The 16,083-nt window shown below is 71.6% G+C and carries 14 protein-coding genes; 2 read left to right on the forward strand and 12 right to left on the reverse strand.

The genetic code is table 11. The features are described 5' to 3' along the window. Nucleotides 1-5: 5 nt before the first annotated feature. The 5 genes from folK to IE295_RS31480 all read right to left on the reverse strand — a co-directional run bounded on the left by folK (nucleotide 6) and on the right by IE295_RS31480 (nucleotide 4,616). The gene (gene folK / locus IE295_RS31460; RefSeq protein ID WP_190067207.1) at nucleotides 6-599 is read right to left on the reverse strand and encodes a 2-amino-4-hydroxy-6-hydroxymethyldihydropteridine diphosphokinase; all 594 of its coding nucleotides are present in this window, start codon (nucleotides 597-599) and stop codon (nucleotides 6-8) included. After that, entirely contained in the window at nucleotides 596-955 is a 360-nt protein-coding gene (folB, locus tag IE295_RS31465) for a dihydroneopterin aldolase (protein WP_362255359.1), read from the reverse strand. Before folB ends, folK begins: the two co-directional genes overlap by 4 nt. Nucleotides 956-1,263: 308 nt before the next feature. Further along, the gene (locus IE295_RS31470; RefSeq protein ID WP_190067208.1) at nucleotides 1,264-1,746 is read right to left on the reverse strand and encodes a nuclear transport factor 2 family protein; all 483 of its coding nucleotides are present in this window, start codon (nucleotides 1,744-1,746) and stop codon (nucleotides 1,264-1,266) included. Next, nucleotides 1,743-2,627, reverse strand: coding sequence for a dihydropteroate synthase (folP, locus tag IE295_RS31475; RefSeq protein WP_190067209.1), 885 nt, complete (start codon nucleotides 2,625-2,627; stop codon nucleotides 1,743-1,745). The genes IE295_RS31470 and folP overlap by 4 nt, the downstream gene beginning before the upstream one ends. 135 nt (nucleotides 2,628-2,762) lie before the next feature. Then, nucleotides 2,763-4,616, reverse strand: a complete 1,854-nt coding sequence (locus tag IE295_RS31480) for a phosphatidylglycerol lysyltransferase domain-containing protein (protein WP_190067210.1) — start codon at nucleotides 4,614-4,616, stop codon at nucleotides 2,763-2,765. Between the two features lie 171 nt (nucleotides 4,617-4,787). On the opposite strand from IE295_RS31480, the gene IE295_RS31485 reads away from it, so the two are divergent. Then, the gene (locus tag IE295_RS31485; protein WP_190067211.1) at nucleotides 4,788-5,900 is read left to right on the forward strand and encodes an alpha/beta hydrolase; all 1,113 of its coding nucleotides are present in this window, start codon (nucleotides 4,788-4,790) and stop codon (nucleotides 5,898-5,900) included. 118 nt (nucleotides 5,901-6,018) lie between these two features. Here IE295_RS31485 and folE read toward each other — a convergent pair whose 3' ends face one another. The 6 genes from folE to dacB all read right to left on the reverse strand — a co-directional run bounded on the left by folE (nucleotide 6,019) and on the right by dacB (nucleotide 13,607). Next, nucleotides 6,019-6,624 carry a GTP cyclohydrolase I FolE gene (gene folE, locus IE295_RS31490; protein ID WP_086566600.1) on the reverse strand — a complete coding sequence of 202 codons (606 nt, stop codon included), beginning with the start codon at nucleotides 6,622-6,624 and terminating at the stop codon, nucleotides 6,019-6,021. A 152-nt stretch (nucleotides 6,625-6,776) separates the two neighbouring features. Continuing rightward, entirely contained in the window at nucleotides 6,777-8,792 is a 2,016-nt protein-coding gene (ftsH, locus tag IE295_RS31495; RefSeq protein ID WP_190067253.1) for an ATP-dependent zinc metalloprotease FtsH, read from the reverse strand. A 255-nt stretch (nucleotides 8,793-9,047) separates the two neighbouring features. Next, complete coding sequence (gene hpt, locus IE295_RS31500; protein WP_190067254.1) at nucleotides 9,048-9,587, reverse strand: hypoxanthine phosphoribosyltransferase; 540 nt, start codon at nucleotides 9,585-9,587, stop codon at nucleotides 9,048-9,050. Between the two features lie 34 nt (nucleotides 9,588-9,621). Beyond that, nucleotides 9,622-10,644 (reverse strand): tRNA lysidine(34) synthetase TilS, encoded by a 1,023-nt coding sequence (gene tilS / locus IE295_RS31505; protein ID WP_190067212.1) that lies wholly within the window; start codon nucleotides 10,642-10,644, stop codon nucleotides 9,622-9,624. Nucleotides 10,645-10,856: 212 nt separating this feature from the next. Then, the gene (locus IE295_RS31510) at nucleotides 10,857-11,984 is read right to left on the reverse strand and encodes an Rv3626c family coenzyme F420 biosynthesis-associated protein (protein ID WP_190067213.1); all 1,128 of its coding nucleotides are present in this window, start codon (nucleotides 11,982-11,984) and stop codon (nucleotides 10,857-10,859) included. Nucleotides 11,985-12,194: 210 nt separating this feature from the next. Further along, a complete protein-coding gene (dacB, locus tag IE295_RS31515; protein WP_190067214.1) occupies nucleotides 12,195-13,607 on the reverse strand; it encodes a D-alanyl-D-alanine carboxypeptidase/D-alanyl-D-alanine endopeptidase in 1,413 nt (470 codons plus the stop codon). Nucleotides 13,608-13,741: 134 nt separating this feature from the next. On the opposite strand from dacB, the gene IE295_RS31520 reads away from it, so the two are divergent. Further along, nucleotides 13,742-14,239: an inorganic diphosphatase gene (locus IE295_RS31520; RefSeq protein ID WP_071962293.1), complete on the forward strand. Its 498-nt coding sequence runs from the start codon at nucleotides 13,742-13,744 to the stop codon at nucleotides 14,237-14,239. A gap of 46 nt (nucleotides 14,240-14,285) precedes the next feature. On the opposite strand, the gene IE295_RS31525 is transcribed toward IE295_RS31520, so the two are convergent. Further along, complete coding sequence (locus IE295_RS31525) at nucleotides 14,286-15,986, reverse strand: threonine/serine exporter family protein (protein ID WP_372479849.1); 1,701 nt, start codon at nucleotides 15,984-15,986, stop codon at nucleotides 14,286-14,288. Between the last annotated feature and the right edge of the window lie 97 nt (nucleotides 15,987-16,083).

Raw genomic sequence — 16,083 nt, forward strand, 5'->3', positions numbered from 1 at the left:
AACGGCTACTCCGGCAGTCGGAGTTCCAGGTCGGCACGGGGTTCGACCCCGGCACTGCCGATCTCGGCCAGCAGCTCCACCACCGGACCCCGGCCCGGAACCTCGGCCTCCGGGTCCACGTCGTACCACGGCACGAGCACGAAGGCGCGCTCGTGCGCCCTCGGGTGCGGCAGCATCAGGGTGGGGTCGTCGGAGACGACGTCCTGGTACGTGACGATGTCCACATCCAGCGTGCGCGCGCCCCAGCGGCGCTCCCGCACCCGCTCGAAGGCCTCCTCGATCGCGTGACCGCGCTCGAGCAGGGAGTCCGGCGGAAGGGTGGTCTTCACCAGCACCACCGCGTTGAAGTACGACGGCTGGGTGCCCGGCTCGACGCCCCAGGGCTCGGTCTCGTACACCGGGGAGACGGCCTTGACCCGCAGGCCGGGCGTGTCCTCCAGCGCGTCGATCGCGCCCTGGAGGATCTCCAGGCGGTTGCCCAGGTTGCTGCCGATGGAGATCACGGCGCGTTTGGGGTTGCTCAGCGTCACATCGGCGGCGTCCACCCGCTCCACCACGGAGGCGGGCACCGGCTGCACGGTCGGGTCGCTGCTGCTCATACTCGGCTCCGGGTGATCGTGATGGTCACGTCGTCGAACGGCACGGTGATCGGCGCGTCGGGCTTGTGCACGACGACCTCGACCTCCCGCACCGGATCATGCTTGAGGCATTGCTCGGCGATCCGCTCGGCGAGCGTCTCGATGAGGTCCACCGGCTCGCCCTCGACGATGCCGACGACCTCCTCCGCCACGATGCCGTAGTGCACGGTCTTCGCGAGGTCGTCGTCGGCCGCGGCAGCCCGCGTGTCCAGGCTCAGCACCAGGTCCACGATGAAGGTCTGGCCCTCCTCGCGTTCCCGGGGGAACACCCCGTGGTGCCCGCGAGCCTTCAAGCCGCGCAGCGCGACACGATCCACACGAATCACTCCTGCTGGTTGTCGGTAAGGGCCGGTACGGGAGCACACCGGCCATGGCCGGCGCGGCGCCCGGACCCGGTCCCGGACCGGGTCGCCCACATTCGAATCTACCTGCGGGCACCGACAGTGCCCGTCCACGGGTGCTATGGACAAAGGACGCCGAGGGTGCTAGCCGGCTCCCGCCGCGCTTACCCGGAGCTCCGCGATCCACCCCTACCCGGGCAGCAAGCAGCTCGAACGAGTGGTCACATACCCTTCACGCTGACGTGTCGTACCCGCCCGTCACCCCATCGGCCCAGCCCGCCGGCTCAGCCCGCGGGCTCCGTCGGCCCGGAGTCCTCGTCCTCCTCGTCCTCCTCCTCGCGCCCCGCCAGCACCGGCGACCCGTGGTGCGACCAGACCTTCCACTCGTCGCCGGCCCGCCGGAAGACGTTGGTGGCCACGACCAGCTGGCCCACCAGCGGGCCCAGCTCGCCCTCGTTCTCCGCCGGGGCGCCGCTGAGGATGTTCTCCGTGCAGGTCACCAGGGCGGTGTCGCCGGAGACGGACACCTCGACGTCGGTGAGGAAGAACTGGATGTAGTCCGTGCTGGCCATGATCAGGGCGTACGAGCGCAGCACCTCGTTCCGCCCGCGCAGCACCGGCCAGCCGGGGTGCACGCACGAGACGTCGGTGCGGGGGTCGTTCAGCCACAGCCGGTCCATCGCCGCGGTGTCCCCGCGCTCCACCGCCTCGTACAGGGCGGTGTTCGCCAGCTCGACCCGCTCGCTGTCCGTACGGGCGGCGCTCACTCGGCCCCCCCGGCAGCCCCTGCGGCCTGGACGGCCCCCACGACCCGCACCGCGTCCGCGCTGGCCCGCACCTCGTGCACCCGCACCGCCCAGGCTCCCTCGCGCGCCGCGAGCGCGGAGACGGCCGCCGTAGCGGCGTCCCGCTCGCGGGCGGGCGGCGGATCCCCGTCGGGGCCGGCCAGCACCCGGCCCAGGAAGCGCTTGCGGGAGGCGGCCACCAGCAGCGGCAGGTCCAGCTCCCGGCGCAGCCGGGCCAGCCCGGCCACCAGGGCCAGGTCGTGCTCGGCGTTCTTGGCGAAGCCCAGCCCAGGGTCGACCACCAGCCGGTCCGGCTCCAGGCCCGCCGCGATCACGTCGTCGACCCGCCGCCGCAGCTCGGTGAGGACCTCACCGGTCACATCGGGCCCGTAGACCGCGCGGCTGTTCATGTCGGCGCTGAAGCCGCGCCAGTGCATGACCACGAACGGCACCCCGGCGGACGCCACCACGGGCACCATCGCGGGGTCCGCCAGGCCGCCGCTGACGTCGTTGACCAGCACCGCGCCGGCCGCGACGGCGGCCTCGGCGACCGAGGCGCGCATGGTGTCCACCGACACCACCACCCCCTCGCCGGCCAGCTCGCGGACCACCGGGACCACCCGGCGCAGCTCCTCGTCCTCGTCGACGCGCACCGCGCCCGGACGGGTGGACTCCCCGCCCACGTCGACCAGGTCGGCGCCGCCCGCCACGAGCTCCAGGCCCCGCTTGACGGCGAGGGCGGTGTCGAACCAGTGCCCGCCGTCCGAGAACGAGTCGGGGGTGACGTTCACCACGCCCATCACCGCACACCGGTCCCACGCGGGCAGTCCGACCGGCCCGACGGGGCCTCGCAACGTACTCATACCGACCAGCCTAGGGCGTAGGCACGGCCCGGCACCGCCCGCGGGGAGGCCACAAACGGGCCCGGACGGCGCGAAGGCCCTCCCGGAACGTGTCCGGGAGGGCCTTCGCGGATGCCGTCGGCGACGGGCGCGGCGTCACGCCGCGCGCGTGACCTCGCGCTGCTCGGCGAGGTCGGCCTCGTCCTCCATGCCCGGCTTCGGCTCCGTCGGGCGGCGGCGCAGCAGGCGCGGCAGCTCCAGGAAGCCCTCCGCCTGCATCATCGCGAAGCCGATGCGGGGCAGGTCGCGGCTGGTCGGGAAGACGATGAAGCGCGGCTCCCAGCGGGGCCGGAACTTCTCGTTGAACTTGTACAGCGACTCGATCTGGAACCAGCGCGAGAGGAAGATCAGCACCGAGCGCTGGATGCGGACCACCGGGCCCGCGCCCAGCTTGCCGCCGCGCTCGAGGGCGGAGCGGAAGAAGGCGAAGTTCAGCGACAGGCGCTTGATCTTGAGCTCGGGCGCGGCCTGCAGGAAGGCGACGATCAGCAGCTCGTTCATGCCCGGGTCGGCGCTGCGGTCGCGGCGCATCAGCTCCAGCGAGCTGCCGTCCTTGCCCCACGGCACGTAGTGCTGCATGGCGCGGAGGTCGCCGAAGGGGAGGTCCTCGCCCTCCTCCGGGTCCTTGTGGGCGGTCGCGATGATGGCGTCCAGGTCCTTGGGGTCGCCGATGCGGCCCAGGGCCATGGAGAAGCCGCGCTCGTCCTCGGTGTCGCGCCAGGCGTTGGCGGCCTTCTGGACGATCTCGAGCTCTTCGGGGCTCAGGTCCCCGACGCGGCGCGTCTTGGTGGAGTAGCCGTTGCGCTCGATGCGCTTGACCATCTGGCGGACGTTGCGCATGGAGCGGCCGGAGAGGCTGAAGTCGGCGACGTCGACGATGGCCTCGTCGCCCATCTCCAGGGCGTCCAGACCGGTCTCACGGGTCCACACCTCGCCACCGGTCTCGCTGCAGCCGGCGACCGCGGGGGTCCAGGAGTGGCGCTTGGCCAGCTCCATGAACTGCTCGATCGCGCCCGGCCAGGCCTCGACGTCGCCGATGGGGTCACCGCTGGCGAGCATCACGCCGGAGACGACGCGGTAGGAGACGGCGGCCTTGCCGCTGGGGGAGAAGACGGCGCTCTTGTCGCGGCGCAGCGCGAAGTGGCCGAGCGAGTCGCGCTCGCCGTGCTTGTCGAGCAGCTCGCGCAGCTTGTCCTCGGCCTCCTCGGTGAGGAGGGGGGCCGGGTACGCCGGCTGGAAGGCCAGGTAGGCGGTGGTGGCCACGGTCAGCAGGCCGAGGGCGCCCAGGGAGTAGCCGACGGTGTAGTCGACGCCGCCCGTGTAGCGGATCGATCCCTCGAAGCCGAAGAGGCCCCAGATGACGTGCTCGATCTGCTCCAGCACCGGCGGGTCGCCGACCATCTGCTTGGGGTGCGAGCCGACGATCACCCAGCCGAGGCCGAAGCTGAAGGCGCCCATCAGGATGAAGTTGGCCAGCGCCTTCCAGCGGCTGCGCGGGTCGGGCAGCGCGTAGAAGGCCTTGCTGTGGCCGACCAGGTAGATGAACAGCAGCAGCGACAGGATCGCGCCGGCGTAGGAGTGGCGGTAGAGCAGCTGGGCGGCGGCGCCGATGGGCAGCACGACGACGGCGGCGAGCCAGGCCCGCTTCTTGGCCCGCTTGAGGCCGTGGGCGAGCATGAGCAGCAGGATGCCGACGATGATCGAGCCGGCCGCGGCCAGCTGGGTCACGGTGCCGGGCAGCACCTCGGCGAGGGAGTGGACCTTGCTCCAGCGGAACCGGGGAATGACCCCTGCCGCGATGTCGGCCAGACCGATGAGGGCAGCGACCGTGCCCACGACCGCCGGAACGCGCTCCGGCCTGGGTCCCCTGGCGATACGCGCAAGCCCCGACAGCCACTTGGGCCCCGAGGGAACCCCATCGGACTTTTTGCCATCTACCCTGACAGACATCTCTTCCCGTCGTCCATGTCGAGAGGACCTGCGCCGTTCGGCGGCAGCGCCCGGACAATGTGCGCCCTGTAGGACGACGGTTTCGGGGTTGAGGTTCCGCGGGGGGCCGAGCCCGGAAAGAAGTAACCATTCCGCGACTCGGGCGCCGGGTCGCTCGGCAGAAAGCACCTCATGGGTCTCACCAGCATGCCAGTACTTCTGCTGGCCATCGTGGCTGCGGTAGTGCTCTTCGCATTGACCATTTGGCTCTGGCCCCGGCTCGGCAAGAAGGGCATCGGCTCCGTCAGCGCCCGCGTGGGCATGATGCTGGCCACGCAGCTGTCGCTGTTCGCCGCGATCGGCCTGTGGGCCAACCAGTCCTTCGGCTTCTACGGATCCTGGGCCGACCTCTTCGGCCAGGTCAAGAACGAGGGCGTCGTCGTCGACCACAGCGCGGGCGTCAAGCGCGTGCAGGTCGTCAGCGCCCAGGCCGTGAAGGTCCCGCGCGGCGACGTTCCGCGCGTCGGCGGCAAGATCGAGAAGATCAACATCGTCGGCACCGAGTCGAAGATCAGCAGCCCGGCCTACGTCTACCTGCCGCCGGAGTACTTCCAGCCGGAGTACGCGAACAAGACCTTTCCGGCCTCCGTCGCCCTGACCGGCTACCCGGGCACCGCCGAGGCCCTGGTCAAGGGCCTGGACTACCCGGTGCGCGCGCACAAGCTGGCCAAGGACAAGAAGATGCAGCCCACCATCCTCGTGATGATGCGGCCCACCGTCGCCCCGCCGCGCGACACCGAATGCATCGACATACCCAACGGCCCCCAGACCGAGACCTTCTTCACGAAGGACCTGCGCAAGGCCGTCTCCGAGCACTACCGCGTCGGCACCCAGGCGAAGAACTGGGGCATCATCGGCGACTCCACCGGCGGCTACTGCGCCCTGAAGTTCGCCATGCGCCACCCGGACGCCTACTCCGCCGCGGCCTCCCTGTCCGGCTACTACAAGGCTCCGCAGGACGCCACCACCGGCAACCTCTTCGGCAACAGCAAGAAGCTGGAGCAGGAGAACGACCTGCTGTGGCGCCTGAAGAACAAGGAGCTGCCGCCCGTCTCGCTGCTGGTGACCTCCAGCAAGAAGGGCGAGCACAACTACAAGGACACCCTGAAGTTCATCGACATGGCGTCGAAGTCCCCCACCCGGGTCTCCTCGATCATCCTCGAGAGCGGCGGCCACAACTTCAACACCTGGCGCCGCGAGCTGAACCCCACCCTCAAGTGGATGAGCAGCCGCCTGAGCGCCTAGCCGCCACCAGCCCGGGGCCCGCCGTCGTGCGGGCCCTTTCCATGTCCGGGGCCGGGCGCGTCACGTCCGGCCCGGTGCGTCGGTCCGGGGCCGGTACCGCCGGGTGCGTTCCGCCGGGTCAGCGGGCCATGATCAGGCTCATCGCCTCGGCGCGCGTGGCCGCGTCGCGCAGCTGGCCGCGCACGGCGGAGGTCAGCGTCTTGGCGCCCGGCTTGCGGATGCCGCGCATGGACATGCACATGTGCTCGCACTCGATGACCACGACGACGCCGCGCGGCTCCAGGATCTCCATCAGCGAGTCCGCGATCTGCGTCGTCAGCCGCTCCTGCACCTGCGGGCGGCGGGCGTAGACGTCCACCAGCCGGGCCAGCTTCGACAGGCCGGTGATCTTTCCGCTGGTGGAGGGGATGTAGCCGACGTGCGCCACGCCGTGGAAGGGCACCAGGTGGTGCTCGCAGGTGCTGTAGACCTCGATGTCGCGGACCAGCACCATCTCGTCGTGACCGAGGTCGAAGGTCGTGGTCAGCACGTCCTGCGGCTCCTGCCACAGGCCGGCGAATATCTCCTTGTACGCCCGGGCCACCCGCGCCGGGGTCTCCCGCAGGCCCTCCCGGTCCGGGTCCTCCCCGACCGCTATCAGCAGCTCACGGACGGCGTTCTCGGCCCGCTTCTCATCGAATTCACCGATGGAGCCCTCGGCGTCCAGCGTCACCGGGTCGGTCATGGGCTTGCCTCGTTCTCTCGTGCCTATGCGCTGCGTGCGGCCCCACCGGAGGGGGAAAAGCGCGATGCCGCGCCCCCAAGGCTAAAACCTGGGTGGCGCGGCATCCATTCCGGGCCCTGTGCGGCCCCGGGCGGCGGCTCGGGAGCCGCCGGTCAGCTCTCCGGGGTGCTCGGCGTGTCCTTCGGCAGCTCGACCGAGTCGACCACCGGCGCGGCGCCGTTGTTCGTCGGGGCGAGCTCCTTGGGCGAGAGCACCGGCGGGCGGCTGGAGGGCGTACGGCGCGAGGAGCCGGTCCACGCGGGGCGGGCCGGGCGCTTCACGACGTGCTTGAAGATCTCGGCGATCTCCTCCTTGTTCAGCGTCTCCTTCTCGAGGAGGGCCAGAACGAGGTTGTCGAGGATGTCGCGGTTCTCGACGAGGATCTCCCACGCCTCGTTGTGCGCGGTCTCGATGAGCTTCTTGACCTCTTCGTCGACCAGCGCGGCGACCTCTTCGGAGTAGTCCCGCTGGTGCGCCATCTCGCGGCCCAGGAACGGCTCGGAATTGTCGGAGCCGAACTTGATCGCACCCAGGCGCTCGGTCATGCCGTACTGGGTGACCATCGCGCGGGCCGTGGCGGTGGCCTTCTCGATGTCGTTCGCGGCGCCCGTGGTCGGGTCGTGGAAGACCAGCTCCTCGGCCGCGCGGCCGCCCAGCATGTAGGCCAGCTGGTCGAGCATCTCGTTGCGCGTGGTCGAGTACTTGTCCTCGTCGGGGAGGACCATGGTGTAGCCGAGCGCGCGACCCCGGGACAGGATCGTGATCTTGTGGACCGGGTCGGAGTTCGGGGAAGCCGCCGCGACCAGGGCGTGTCCGCCCTCGTGGTACGCGGTGATCTTCTTCTCCTTGTCGCTCATGATCCGGGTCCGCTTCTGCGGTCCGGCCACGACGCGGTCGATCGCCTCGTCCAGCATGTGGTTGTCGATCAGCTTCTTGTCGCTGCGGGCCGTCAGCAGGGCGGCCTCGTTCAGCACGTTCGACAGATCGGCACCCGTGAAGCCGGGGGTCCGGCGGGCGACGGCGGCCAGGTCGACGTCGGGCGCGACCGGCTTGCCCTTCTGGTGGACCTTGAGGATCTCCAGACGGCCCTGCATGTCCGGACGGTCGACGGCGATCTGCCGGTCGAATCGGCCCGGGCGCAGCAGCGCCGGGTCGAGGATGTCCGGGCGGTTGGTGGCGGCGATCAGGATGACGCCGCCCTTGACGTCGAAGCCGTCCATCTCGACGAGCAGCTGGTTCAGCGTCTGCTCGCGCTCGTCGTGGCCGCCGCCGAGGCCCGCACCGCGGTGCCGGCCGACGGCGTCGATCTCGTCGACGAAGACGATGGCGGGGGCATTGGCCTTGGCCTGCTCGAAGAGGTCGCGGACCCGGGAGGCACCGACACCCACGAACATCTCGACGAAGTCGGAGCCGGAGATCGAGTAGAACGGCACGCCCGCCTCGCCGGCGACGGCGCGCGCGAGCAGGGTCTTGCCCGTACCGGGCGGGCCGTAGAGCAGCACACCCTTGGGGATCTTGGCGCCCACGGCCTGGAACTTCGCGGGCTCCTGCAGGAACTCCTTGATCTCGTGGAGCTCCTCGACGGCCTCGTCGGAGCCGGCCACGTCGGCGAAGGTCGTCTTCGGGGTGTCCTTGGTGATCAGCTTGGCCTTGGACTTCCCGAAGTTCATGACCCGGGAGCCGCCGCCCTGCATCTGGTTCATCAGGAACAGGAAGACGACGACGATCAGGACGAACGGCAGGAGCGAGAGCAGGACGCCCAGGAAGGGGTTCTGCTTCGACGTCGAGACGTTGTAGCCGTCGGGCAGCGTGCTGGTGTCGTCGTCATCGGCCTTGGCCTGGAGATCCTTGGAGATCTCGACGCCCTGGTCGCCGATGTAGTTCGCCTGGACCTTGCCCGAGCCCTTGATCTTGACGCCGCTCTTGAGCTCGATCTTGATCTTGTTCTCGTCGCCGGTCGTCAGCTCGGCCGACTTCACCTGGTTCTTGTCGATCGCGTGGACGACCTGACTGGTGTCCACCGACTTGTAGCCGCCGGACGAGCCGACGACCTGCATCAACACGACCACGGCGAGGACGGCCAGCACGATCCACATGACCGGCCCACGGAAGTAGCGCTTCACGTCCATCCATACGGGGCGCGAGCGCCCCGTCCCTCCTGCCACAGTGAGGCACGGCACCCCCGGAACGGGGTGCCTGTGCGTGCGGTGTCGTGCTCGACCTTGAAAAGATTGAAAAGACTGACCTTCGGACGGTACCCCAGCATTGTCACCCGACGCCGCCAAGGACGGTCAACAAACCCGCCCTCCCCTGCTCCAACGGCGGGAAGCCGAATTCGGTTCCCGCACGCCGGAAGACCCCGTCCGTCAGGGGCCGGGGGGCGCTCAGCCGCCGTAGACGTGCGGCGCGAGCGTGCCCACGAAGGGCAGATTGCGGTACTTCTCCGCGAAGTCGAGACCATAACCGACGACGAACTCGTTCGGGATGTCGAAGCCGACCCACTTCACGTCGATGGCGACCTTGGCCGCCTCCGGCTTGCGCAGCAGCGTCACGACATTGAGCGACGCCGGCTCGCGGGAGCCGAGGTTCGACAGCAGCCACGACAGGGTCAGGCCGGAGTCGATGATGTCCTCGACGATCAGGACGTGCTTGCCCTTGATGTCGGTGTCGAGGTCCTTGAGGATGCGGACCACTCCGGAGGACTGGGTGCCCGCGCCGTAGGAGGACACGGCCATCCAGTCCATGGTGACCGGGGTGGACAGCGCACGCGCCAGGTCCGCCATCACCATCACGGCGCCCTTGAGGACGCCCACGATGAGCAGGTCCTTGCCCGCGTAGTCCGCGTCGATCTTCGCGGCCAGCTCCGCCAGCTTCGCGTCGATCTCTTGCTTGGTGATGAGCACCGACTTCAGATCGGTGCCCATGTCCTTGTCGTCCACCCGCGCCACTCTCGCTCGTTCACGATTGCCGGAGGACCAGTCTGCCACCCTGCCTGCGGACCGCGACGCGCCCGGGCAGGTTGATGGCCCCCTGACCGCGCCAGCCGGTGATCAGCCGGTCGACCTCCTCGAGGTGCCGGGCGAAGAGCGAACCGGCCGGGGAGCCCGCCTCGATGGCCGCGCGGCGCAGCACCCGGCGGCGGACGGCGGGCGGCAGGGCGAAGAGCTTGGCGACCTCCAGGTCGCCGGAGTCGTCCCGGACGGAGGGCTCCACGGCGGCGGCCCAGGAGTCGAGGGCGTCGGCGTCGTCACGGGAGAGCTGGGCGGTCCGGGCGAGCGCCTCGACGACGCCCTTGCCCAGCGCCTTCTCCAGGACGGGCAGGGCCTCGTGGCGGACCCGGGAGCGGGTGTACGCGGGGTCGGCGTTGTGCGGGTCGTCCCAGACGGGCAGGGACTGCACCATGCAGGCCTTGCGGGCGGTCTGGCGGTCCAGGCCGAGGAAGGGCCGGCGGTAGCGGCCGCCGGCGCCGGAGGCGGTCGCCATGCCGGACAGCGAGCGGATGCCGGAGCCGCGGGCGAGCCCCAGCAGCACGGTCTCCGCCTGGTCGTCACGGGTGTGGCCGAGCAGGATCGCGGCGGCGCCGTGCCGGTCGGCGACGGAGTCCAGGGCGGCGTAGCGGGCGTCGCGGGCGGCGGCCTCGGGGCCGCCCTCACGGCCGACGTCGACGCGCACGGCCTCCACGGGGTCGAGGCCGAGAGCGGTGAGACGGCTGACGACCTCGGCGGCGCGCAGGTCGGAACCGGACTGGAGGCCGTGGTCCACGGTCACGCCGCCGGCCCGGATTCCGAGGCGGGGGGCCTCGAAGGCGAGGGCGGAGGCGAGGGCCATGGAGTCGGCGCCGCCGGAGCAGGCGGCGAGGACGAGCGGCGGCCGGTCGCCGGCCGCGCTGGGTACGGAGGCGGGCGGAGCGAGGGTGAGAACGTCGTGGAGAACGCGGCGGACCGCCAGGCGTATCGCCGCGACCGCGGGGTGTGGACCCATGTCCGTGTGTCCAATCGTTCCATTCGAAAGGGGGGTGCCGGAGCCGGCTCCGGGGCCTTGCCGACTCCGAGTATCGACCGTCTCCGTCACGCTGTGTGCGTCGATGGTGACAGAGACGAGCCTTTACCCGAGCATCGCACGCCCACCCTTGGCACACGGTCCCTCGGACGGGTGATAACGGGAGCGTTCATCCGGCACGGCGCGTGCCGACGTCACCCGTCGGTCCGGCCGTGCACCCGTGCGACCCAGTCCGCCGGTTTGGCGATCTCGGCCTTCGTGGGCAGCGTGTTCGGCGACGTCCAGACCCGGTTGAAGCCCTCCATGCCGACCTCGTCGACCACGGACCGCACGAAGCGTTCGCCATCACGGTACTGCCGCAGCTTGGCGTCCAGACCCAGCAGCTTGCGCAGCGCCGCGTCCAGCCGGCCCGCGCCGCTGGCGCGCCGCTTCTGGAACTTCTCCCGGATCTCGGCGACGCTCGGCACGACCTGCGGCCCGACGCCGTCCATCACGTAGTCGGCGTGGCCCTCCAGCAGCGACATCACGGCCGTCAGCCGGGTGAGGACCTCCCGCTGCGCGGGCGTCTGGACCAGCTCGACGATGCTGCGCCCCTCCTGCGGGGGCCGCCCGCCGGTCAGCGACTGCGCCGCCTCCCGCACGCGCTCGAGGAGGGTGGCGGGATCGACGTCCGTCTCCGCCAGGAAGGTCTGGATCTCCCCCTCGATGTGGTCCCGCAGCCAGGGCACGGCCGTGAACTGCGTCCGGTGGGTCTCCTCGTGCAGGCACACCCACAGCCGGAAGTCGTGCGGGTCGACGTCGAGCTCCCGCTCGACCTGCACGATGTTGGGGGCGACGAGCAGCAGCCGCCCGCCGCCCCCGGGGGATCCCGGCAGGTCGCGCGTCACCGGCGCGAACGTCTCGTACTGCCCCAGCACCCGGGACGCCAGGAACGACAGCAGCATCCCCAGCTCGACCCCGGTCACCTTGCCGCCGACCGCCCCCAGCACGGCACCGCCCGGCAGGCCCGCGCGGCGGCCCTGCATCTTCTCCAGCAGCGGCCCGAGCACCGCCCGGAACCCGGCGACGTTGGCCTTGACCCACCCCGCCCGGTCGACCACGAGCACCGGCGTGTCCACCGCCGCCGCGCCCTCCCCGTCCCGGAGCCCCATGCGCGTGAACCCCCGCACGTGCCCCTCGGACGCCTCGGCGTGCCGCCGCAGTTCGGCGACCACCTCACGCGCCTCGTCCCGGCTCACCTCCGGCCCCGGACGTACGAGCCGGGTCGCGGTCGCGACCGCGAGCTTCCAGTCGACCATCTCCGTGCCACCGACGCTCGTCATGCCTTCACCGTACGTGCTGCGCACGGCTTCGAGTGAGGTCTTGCCCGGTCCCCAACGGGTTTGTGGGCAGTCGTTCCGCAGGGCGGAACGGGTGGGCACAAACCGGGCCACCGGCCCGCACCAGACGGCCGGTTCGGCACCGCCGGGCACCTTGCGGTGAGCTGAGCGCCGTTGCGGCGGAAAGAGATCCCGGGGCGGAGCGCAAGACACTCACCCGGTGGAGGCCACCGCCGCCGCCAGCTTGTCCAGGGCCTGCTGCGCGGCATCGGCGTCCGTCGTGCCCGAGGCCATGAACGCGAAGGTCACCAGCCGCCCCGACGGCGTCACCGCCGTGCCGGCCAGGGTGTTCACGCCGGTCAGGGTGCCGGTCTTGGCGCGGACGGCGGCGCGTCCGGCGCTCTCGCGGGGGTAGCGGTCGCGCAGCGTGCCGCTGAAGCCCGCCACCGGCAGGCCCGTGAGCACGGGCCGCAGCCGTGGGGCGCGCGGATCCGCGGAACGGGCCAGCAGCCGTGCCAGGAAGGCGGCGGAGACCTGGTCGGCGCGGTCCAGGCCGCTGCCGTCGGCGATCCGTACGCCCTCCATCGGCAGCCCCAGGCCGGCCAGCCGGTCCGTGACGGCCCTGGCGGCGCCCTCGAAGCTCGCCGGCTGCCCGGACGCCAGGGCGGTCTGGCGCGCGAGCGCCTCGGCGATGTCGTTGTCGCTGTAGGTCAGCGCCCGCTCGACCAGGTCGGCCAGCGGCGCCGACGCGACGGCGGCGACGCGCGCCGCCTTGGCGTCGGCCCGGCCCTCCGCCACGTCGCCCTCGATCTCCACGCCCCGCTCGCGCAGCAGGTCCGCGAACTTCCGCGCCGCGTCCGCGGCCGGCTCGGCCGTGCGGTCGGCAGGTCCGCGGTTGGAGTCGTCGAGGCGGCCCTCGTCGACCATCAGCGCGCTGACGGGGGCGATGTTCACGTTGATGCCGATGGGGTGGCGTGCGGGGCCGGAGTAGCGCGAGGCGTCGTAGGCGAGCCGCGTGCGGGTGGTCCCGCGCGCCTTGAGCGAGCGGGCCGTCGCGTCCGCCAGGTCGGCGAGCGAGGCGAAGCGCGGCCCGCCGCCCTTGCCGGGCGGTGCCGCGGTGAGCGTGGGGTCGCCCCCGCCCACCAGCACGATGCCGTCCCCTCCGGCGACCACCGTCGTCTCGATGCGGTGGTCGGGCCCCAGCGCGGCGAGCGCGGCCGCCGCCGTGGCGAGCTTGACCGTGGAGGCCGGGGTGTACGCGGTGCGCTCACGGGACCCGTACAGCTGCTCCCCCGTGGCGGCGTCGACGACGGACGCCGCGTGCTCGCTGCCCAGCGCGGAGTCGCCCAGCAGCGGCTCCAGCGTCCCGGCCAGGCTCTCGCGGGGCGTTGAGGCGCCCCGGGCGCGGAGCGCGCCGAGCACCGGAGGAGCCGTGATCGTCCCGGCGGAGCGCCCGGCGCCGCGCAGGGCGTCACTCCCGGGGCGTACCGCTGCGGCGGCCCGGACCCGTTCGGCCTTACGCTGGCCTCCGTCCCAGGGGCCGGCGGCCGCCACCGCACCGGTCGCGATCACGAATCCGGCCACGGCGGACGCCGCGGCGAACCCCACGGTCCGGCGCTGCGTCACGGGGGCCTCCCGCCACCGCCTGACCTGCCACCATCCGGCTCCAGGCTCCACGGACCAGCCCCTTTCGCCACCACACACCTACGTGGGGGACACTTAATCACCAGACGTATGTGTTGATCATGAAGGAGCCACCCGTGGAGTTCGACGTCACCATCGAGATCCCGAAGGGTTCGCGGAACAAGTACGAGGTGGACCACGAGACCGGTCGCATCCGTCTGGACCGCCGACTCTTCACCTCGACCTCCTACCCGGCCGACTACGGCTTCGTCGAGAACACCCTCGGCGAGGACGGCGACCCGCTGGACGCGATGGTCATTCTGGACGAGCCGACCTTCCCCGGCTGCCTCATCAAGTGCCGCGCCATCGGCATGTTCCGCATGACGGACGAGGCCGGCGGCGACGACAAGCTGCTGTGCGTCCCGGCGAACGACCCCCGCGTCGAGCACCTCCGCGACATCCACCACGTGTCGGAGTTCGACCGCCTGGAGATCCAGCACTTCTTCGAGGTCTACAAGGACCTCGAGCCGGGCAAGTCCGTCGAGGGCGCCGACTGGGTCGGCCGCGCCGAGGCCGAGGCCGAGATCGAGGCCTCGTACAAGCGCCTCGAGGCCGCCGGCGGCTCGCACCACTGAGCCTGAGGCACCCGGACGCGCGGCTTCGTACGGCCATTCGCACGTACTAGAAGCCGCGCGTCCGCTTCGCCGCCCTGCGCCCGGCACCCTCGCCGGGCACCTTGAGGAACAACCGGGCCATCTCGGAGCCGAGATTCACCCCGATGGCGATCGCCAGCGCCAGGGCCGCCGCCTTGGTGAGGCTGGAGATGCCGGTGTTGAGCTCGTTCTTCGCGAAGTTCAGCAGCGCGAAGTACACCGCGCTACCGGGCAGCAGCGGCCCGATCGCCGCCGTGATGTACGGCAGCGCCGACGCGTGCCGGTAGCGCGCCAGCAGCTGCCCGAAGAGGCCCACGAGCCCGGCCGCCACGGCCGTGGCGGGCACCGGGTCGGCCCGCATGGTGTCGGCCATCGCCGCGTAGATCACCCAGGCGACCCCGCCGTTGAGCGTGGTGACCCACACGGTGTGACGTTCCTGCTGAAGCAGCACCGCGAAGGCGAACGCCAGCAGCATCGCCGCGACGATCTGGATGACCGGCCGCTCCTTGTGCTGCAGCGCCGCCTCGGGATTGAGCGTGCCGCCGCCGATGTGCACGCCCCCGTAGAGCACCACGAGCACGCCGCAGACGATGCCCACGATGAGGTAGCCGACCTCCAGCAACCGGGCGGCCGCGGTGATGTAGAAGCCGGTCAGGCCGTCCTGTACGCCCGCGACCAGCGCCCGCCCGGGAATCAGGGCGAAGAGACCGCCGGTGATCACGGCGGAGGCCTGGATGTCCGGGCGGCTGGCGCTCAGCGCCACGCCCATCGCCGCCGGCGGCAGCGCGGCGGCCACGAACTGGTAGAACTCCGGCAGCCCGCGTCCCGCCGCCAGCCACGCCAGCCGGTCGCCGAGCATCGCCCCGACCGCCGCCGCGAGGAACACCACCGGCCCGCCGCCCACCAGCATGCTCGCCGCGCCCGCCAGCAGCCCGGAGGCCAGCGTCAGCGCCCAGCCGGGGTAGGGGTGGCGGTTGCGGCGCATCTCGGCCAGCCGGCCGTACGCCTCCTCCAGGGTCAGGCCCTGCGAGGTGATGTCGTGGATGAGGCGGTAGACGGCGTTGAGCCGGGTGTAGTCGGTGCCGCGCCGGCGGACGGTGCGGTGGGCGGTGACCGGGTCGTCGACGAGCGAGGCCTGGTAGCTGACGGTCAGCAGGGTGAAGGTGACGGTGGGCTCGCAGCGCCCGAGCCCGTAGGCGTGCGCGACGCCGAGCATCGCCGTCTCCACGTCCTCGGCCCCCTCGCCGCCGGCGAGCAGCAGCTCGCCGATGCGCAGCGTCAGGTCGAGCACGCGCGGCACGGCCGGGCCCGCTTCCTCCTCCTGGCGCGGCGGGCGGTCGGGCACCGGCCGCTCGGCGAGCGGCATCCGCAGCATGGTGCGCATGCGGTCCTGCCAGGGCGCCTCCTCCTTGATGAGGCTGACCTTGGGTATGCCGTGGGGCGGGGTGAAGGCGGGGTAGGAGGTGGCCGGGCCGGCTCCGGGGCGGGTGAAGGCCGACCCCTCGCGCTCGGTCCCGGGCTCCGGCGCGACGCCCTGGGGCAGCGCGAACTCCGACGTGGGGTGCTCGTCCTCGGGCTGGGGCGGCAGCGGCACGCCCAGCGGCGGGGTGAAGGCGCTGTGCGCCTCGTCGGACTGCGGCTTGCGGTCCTCGGCTTGGTCACCCGCCGGATCGTCCGTCGGACCTCCCCGGCCCGAACCGCCGCCACCCCGCTGCCGATCCGCCACCACGCGCTCCTCGTCAGGCCCTCGTGCACCCTCCTGCTCAGTGCCACCATGCCTGATGGGCCGTACGGGCGCGCATCGGGGGCCCGGATATACGGAACGG

It is taken from the genome of Streptomyces griseocarneus (assembly GCF_014655595.1).
In the GTDB taxonomy this organism is placed as follows: Bacteria; Actinomycetota; Actinomycetes; order Streptomycetales; family Streptomycetaceae; genus Streptomyces; species Streptomyces griseocarneus.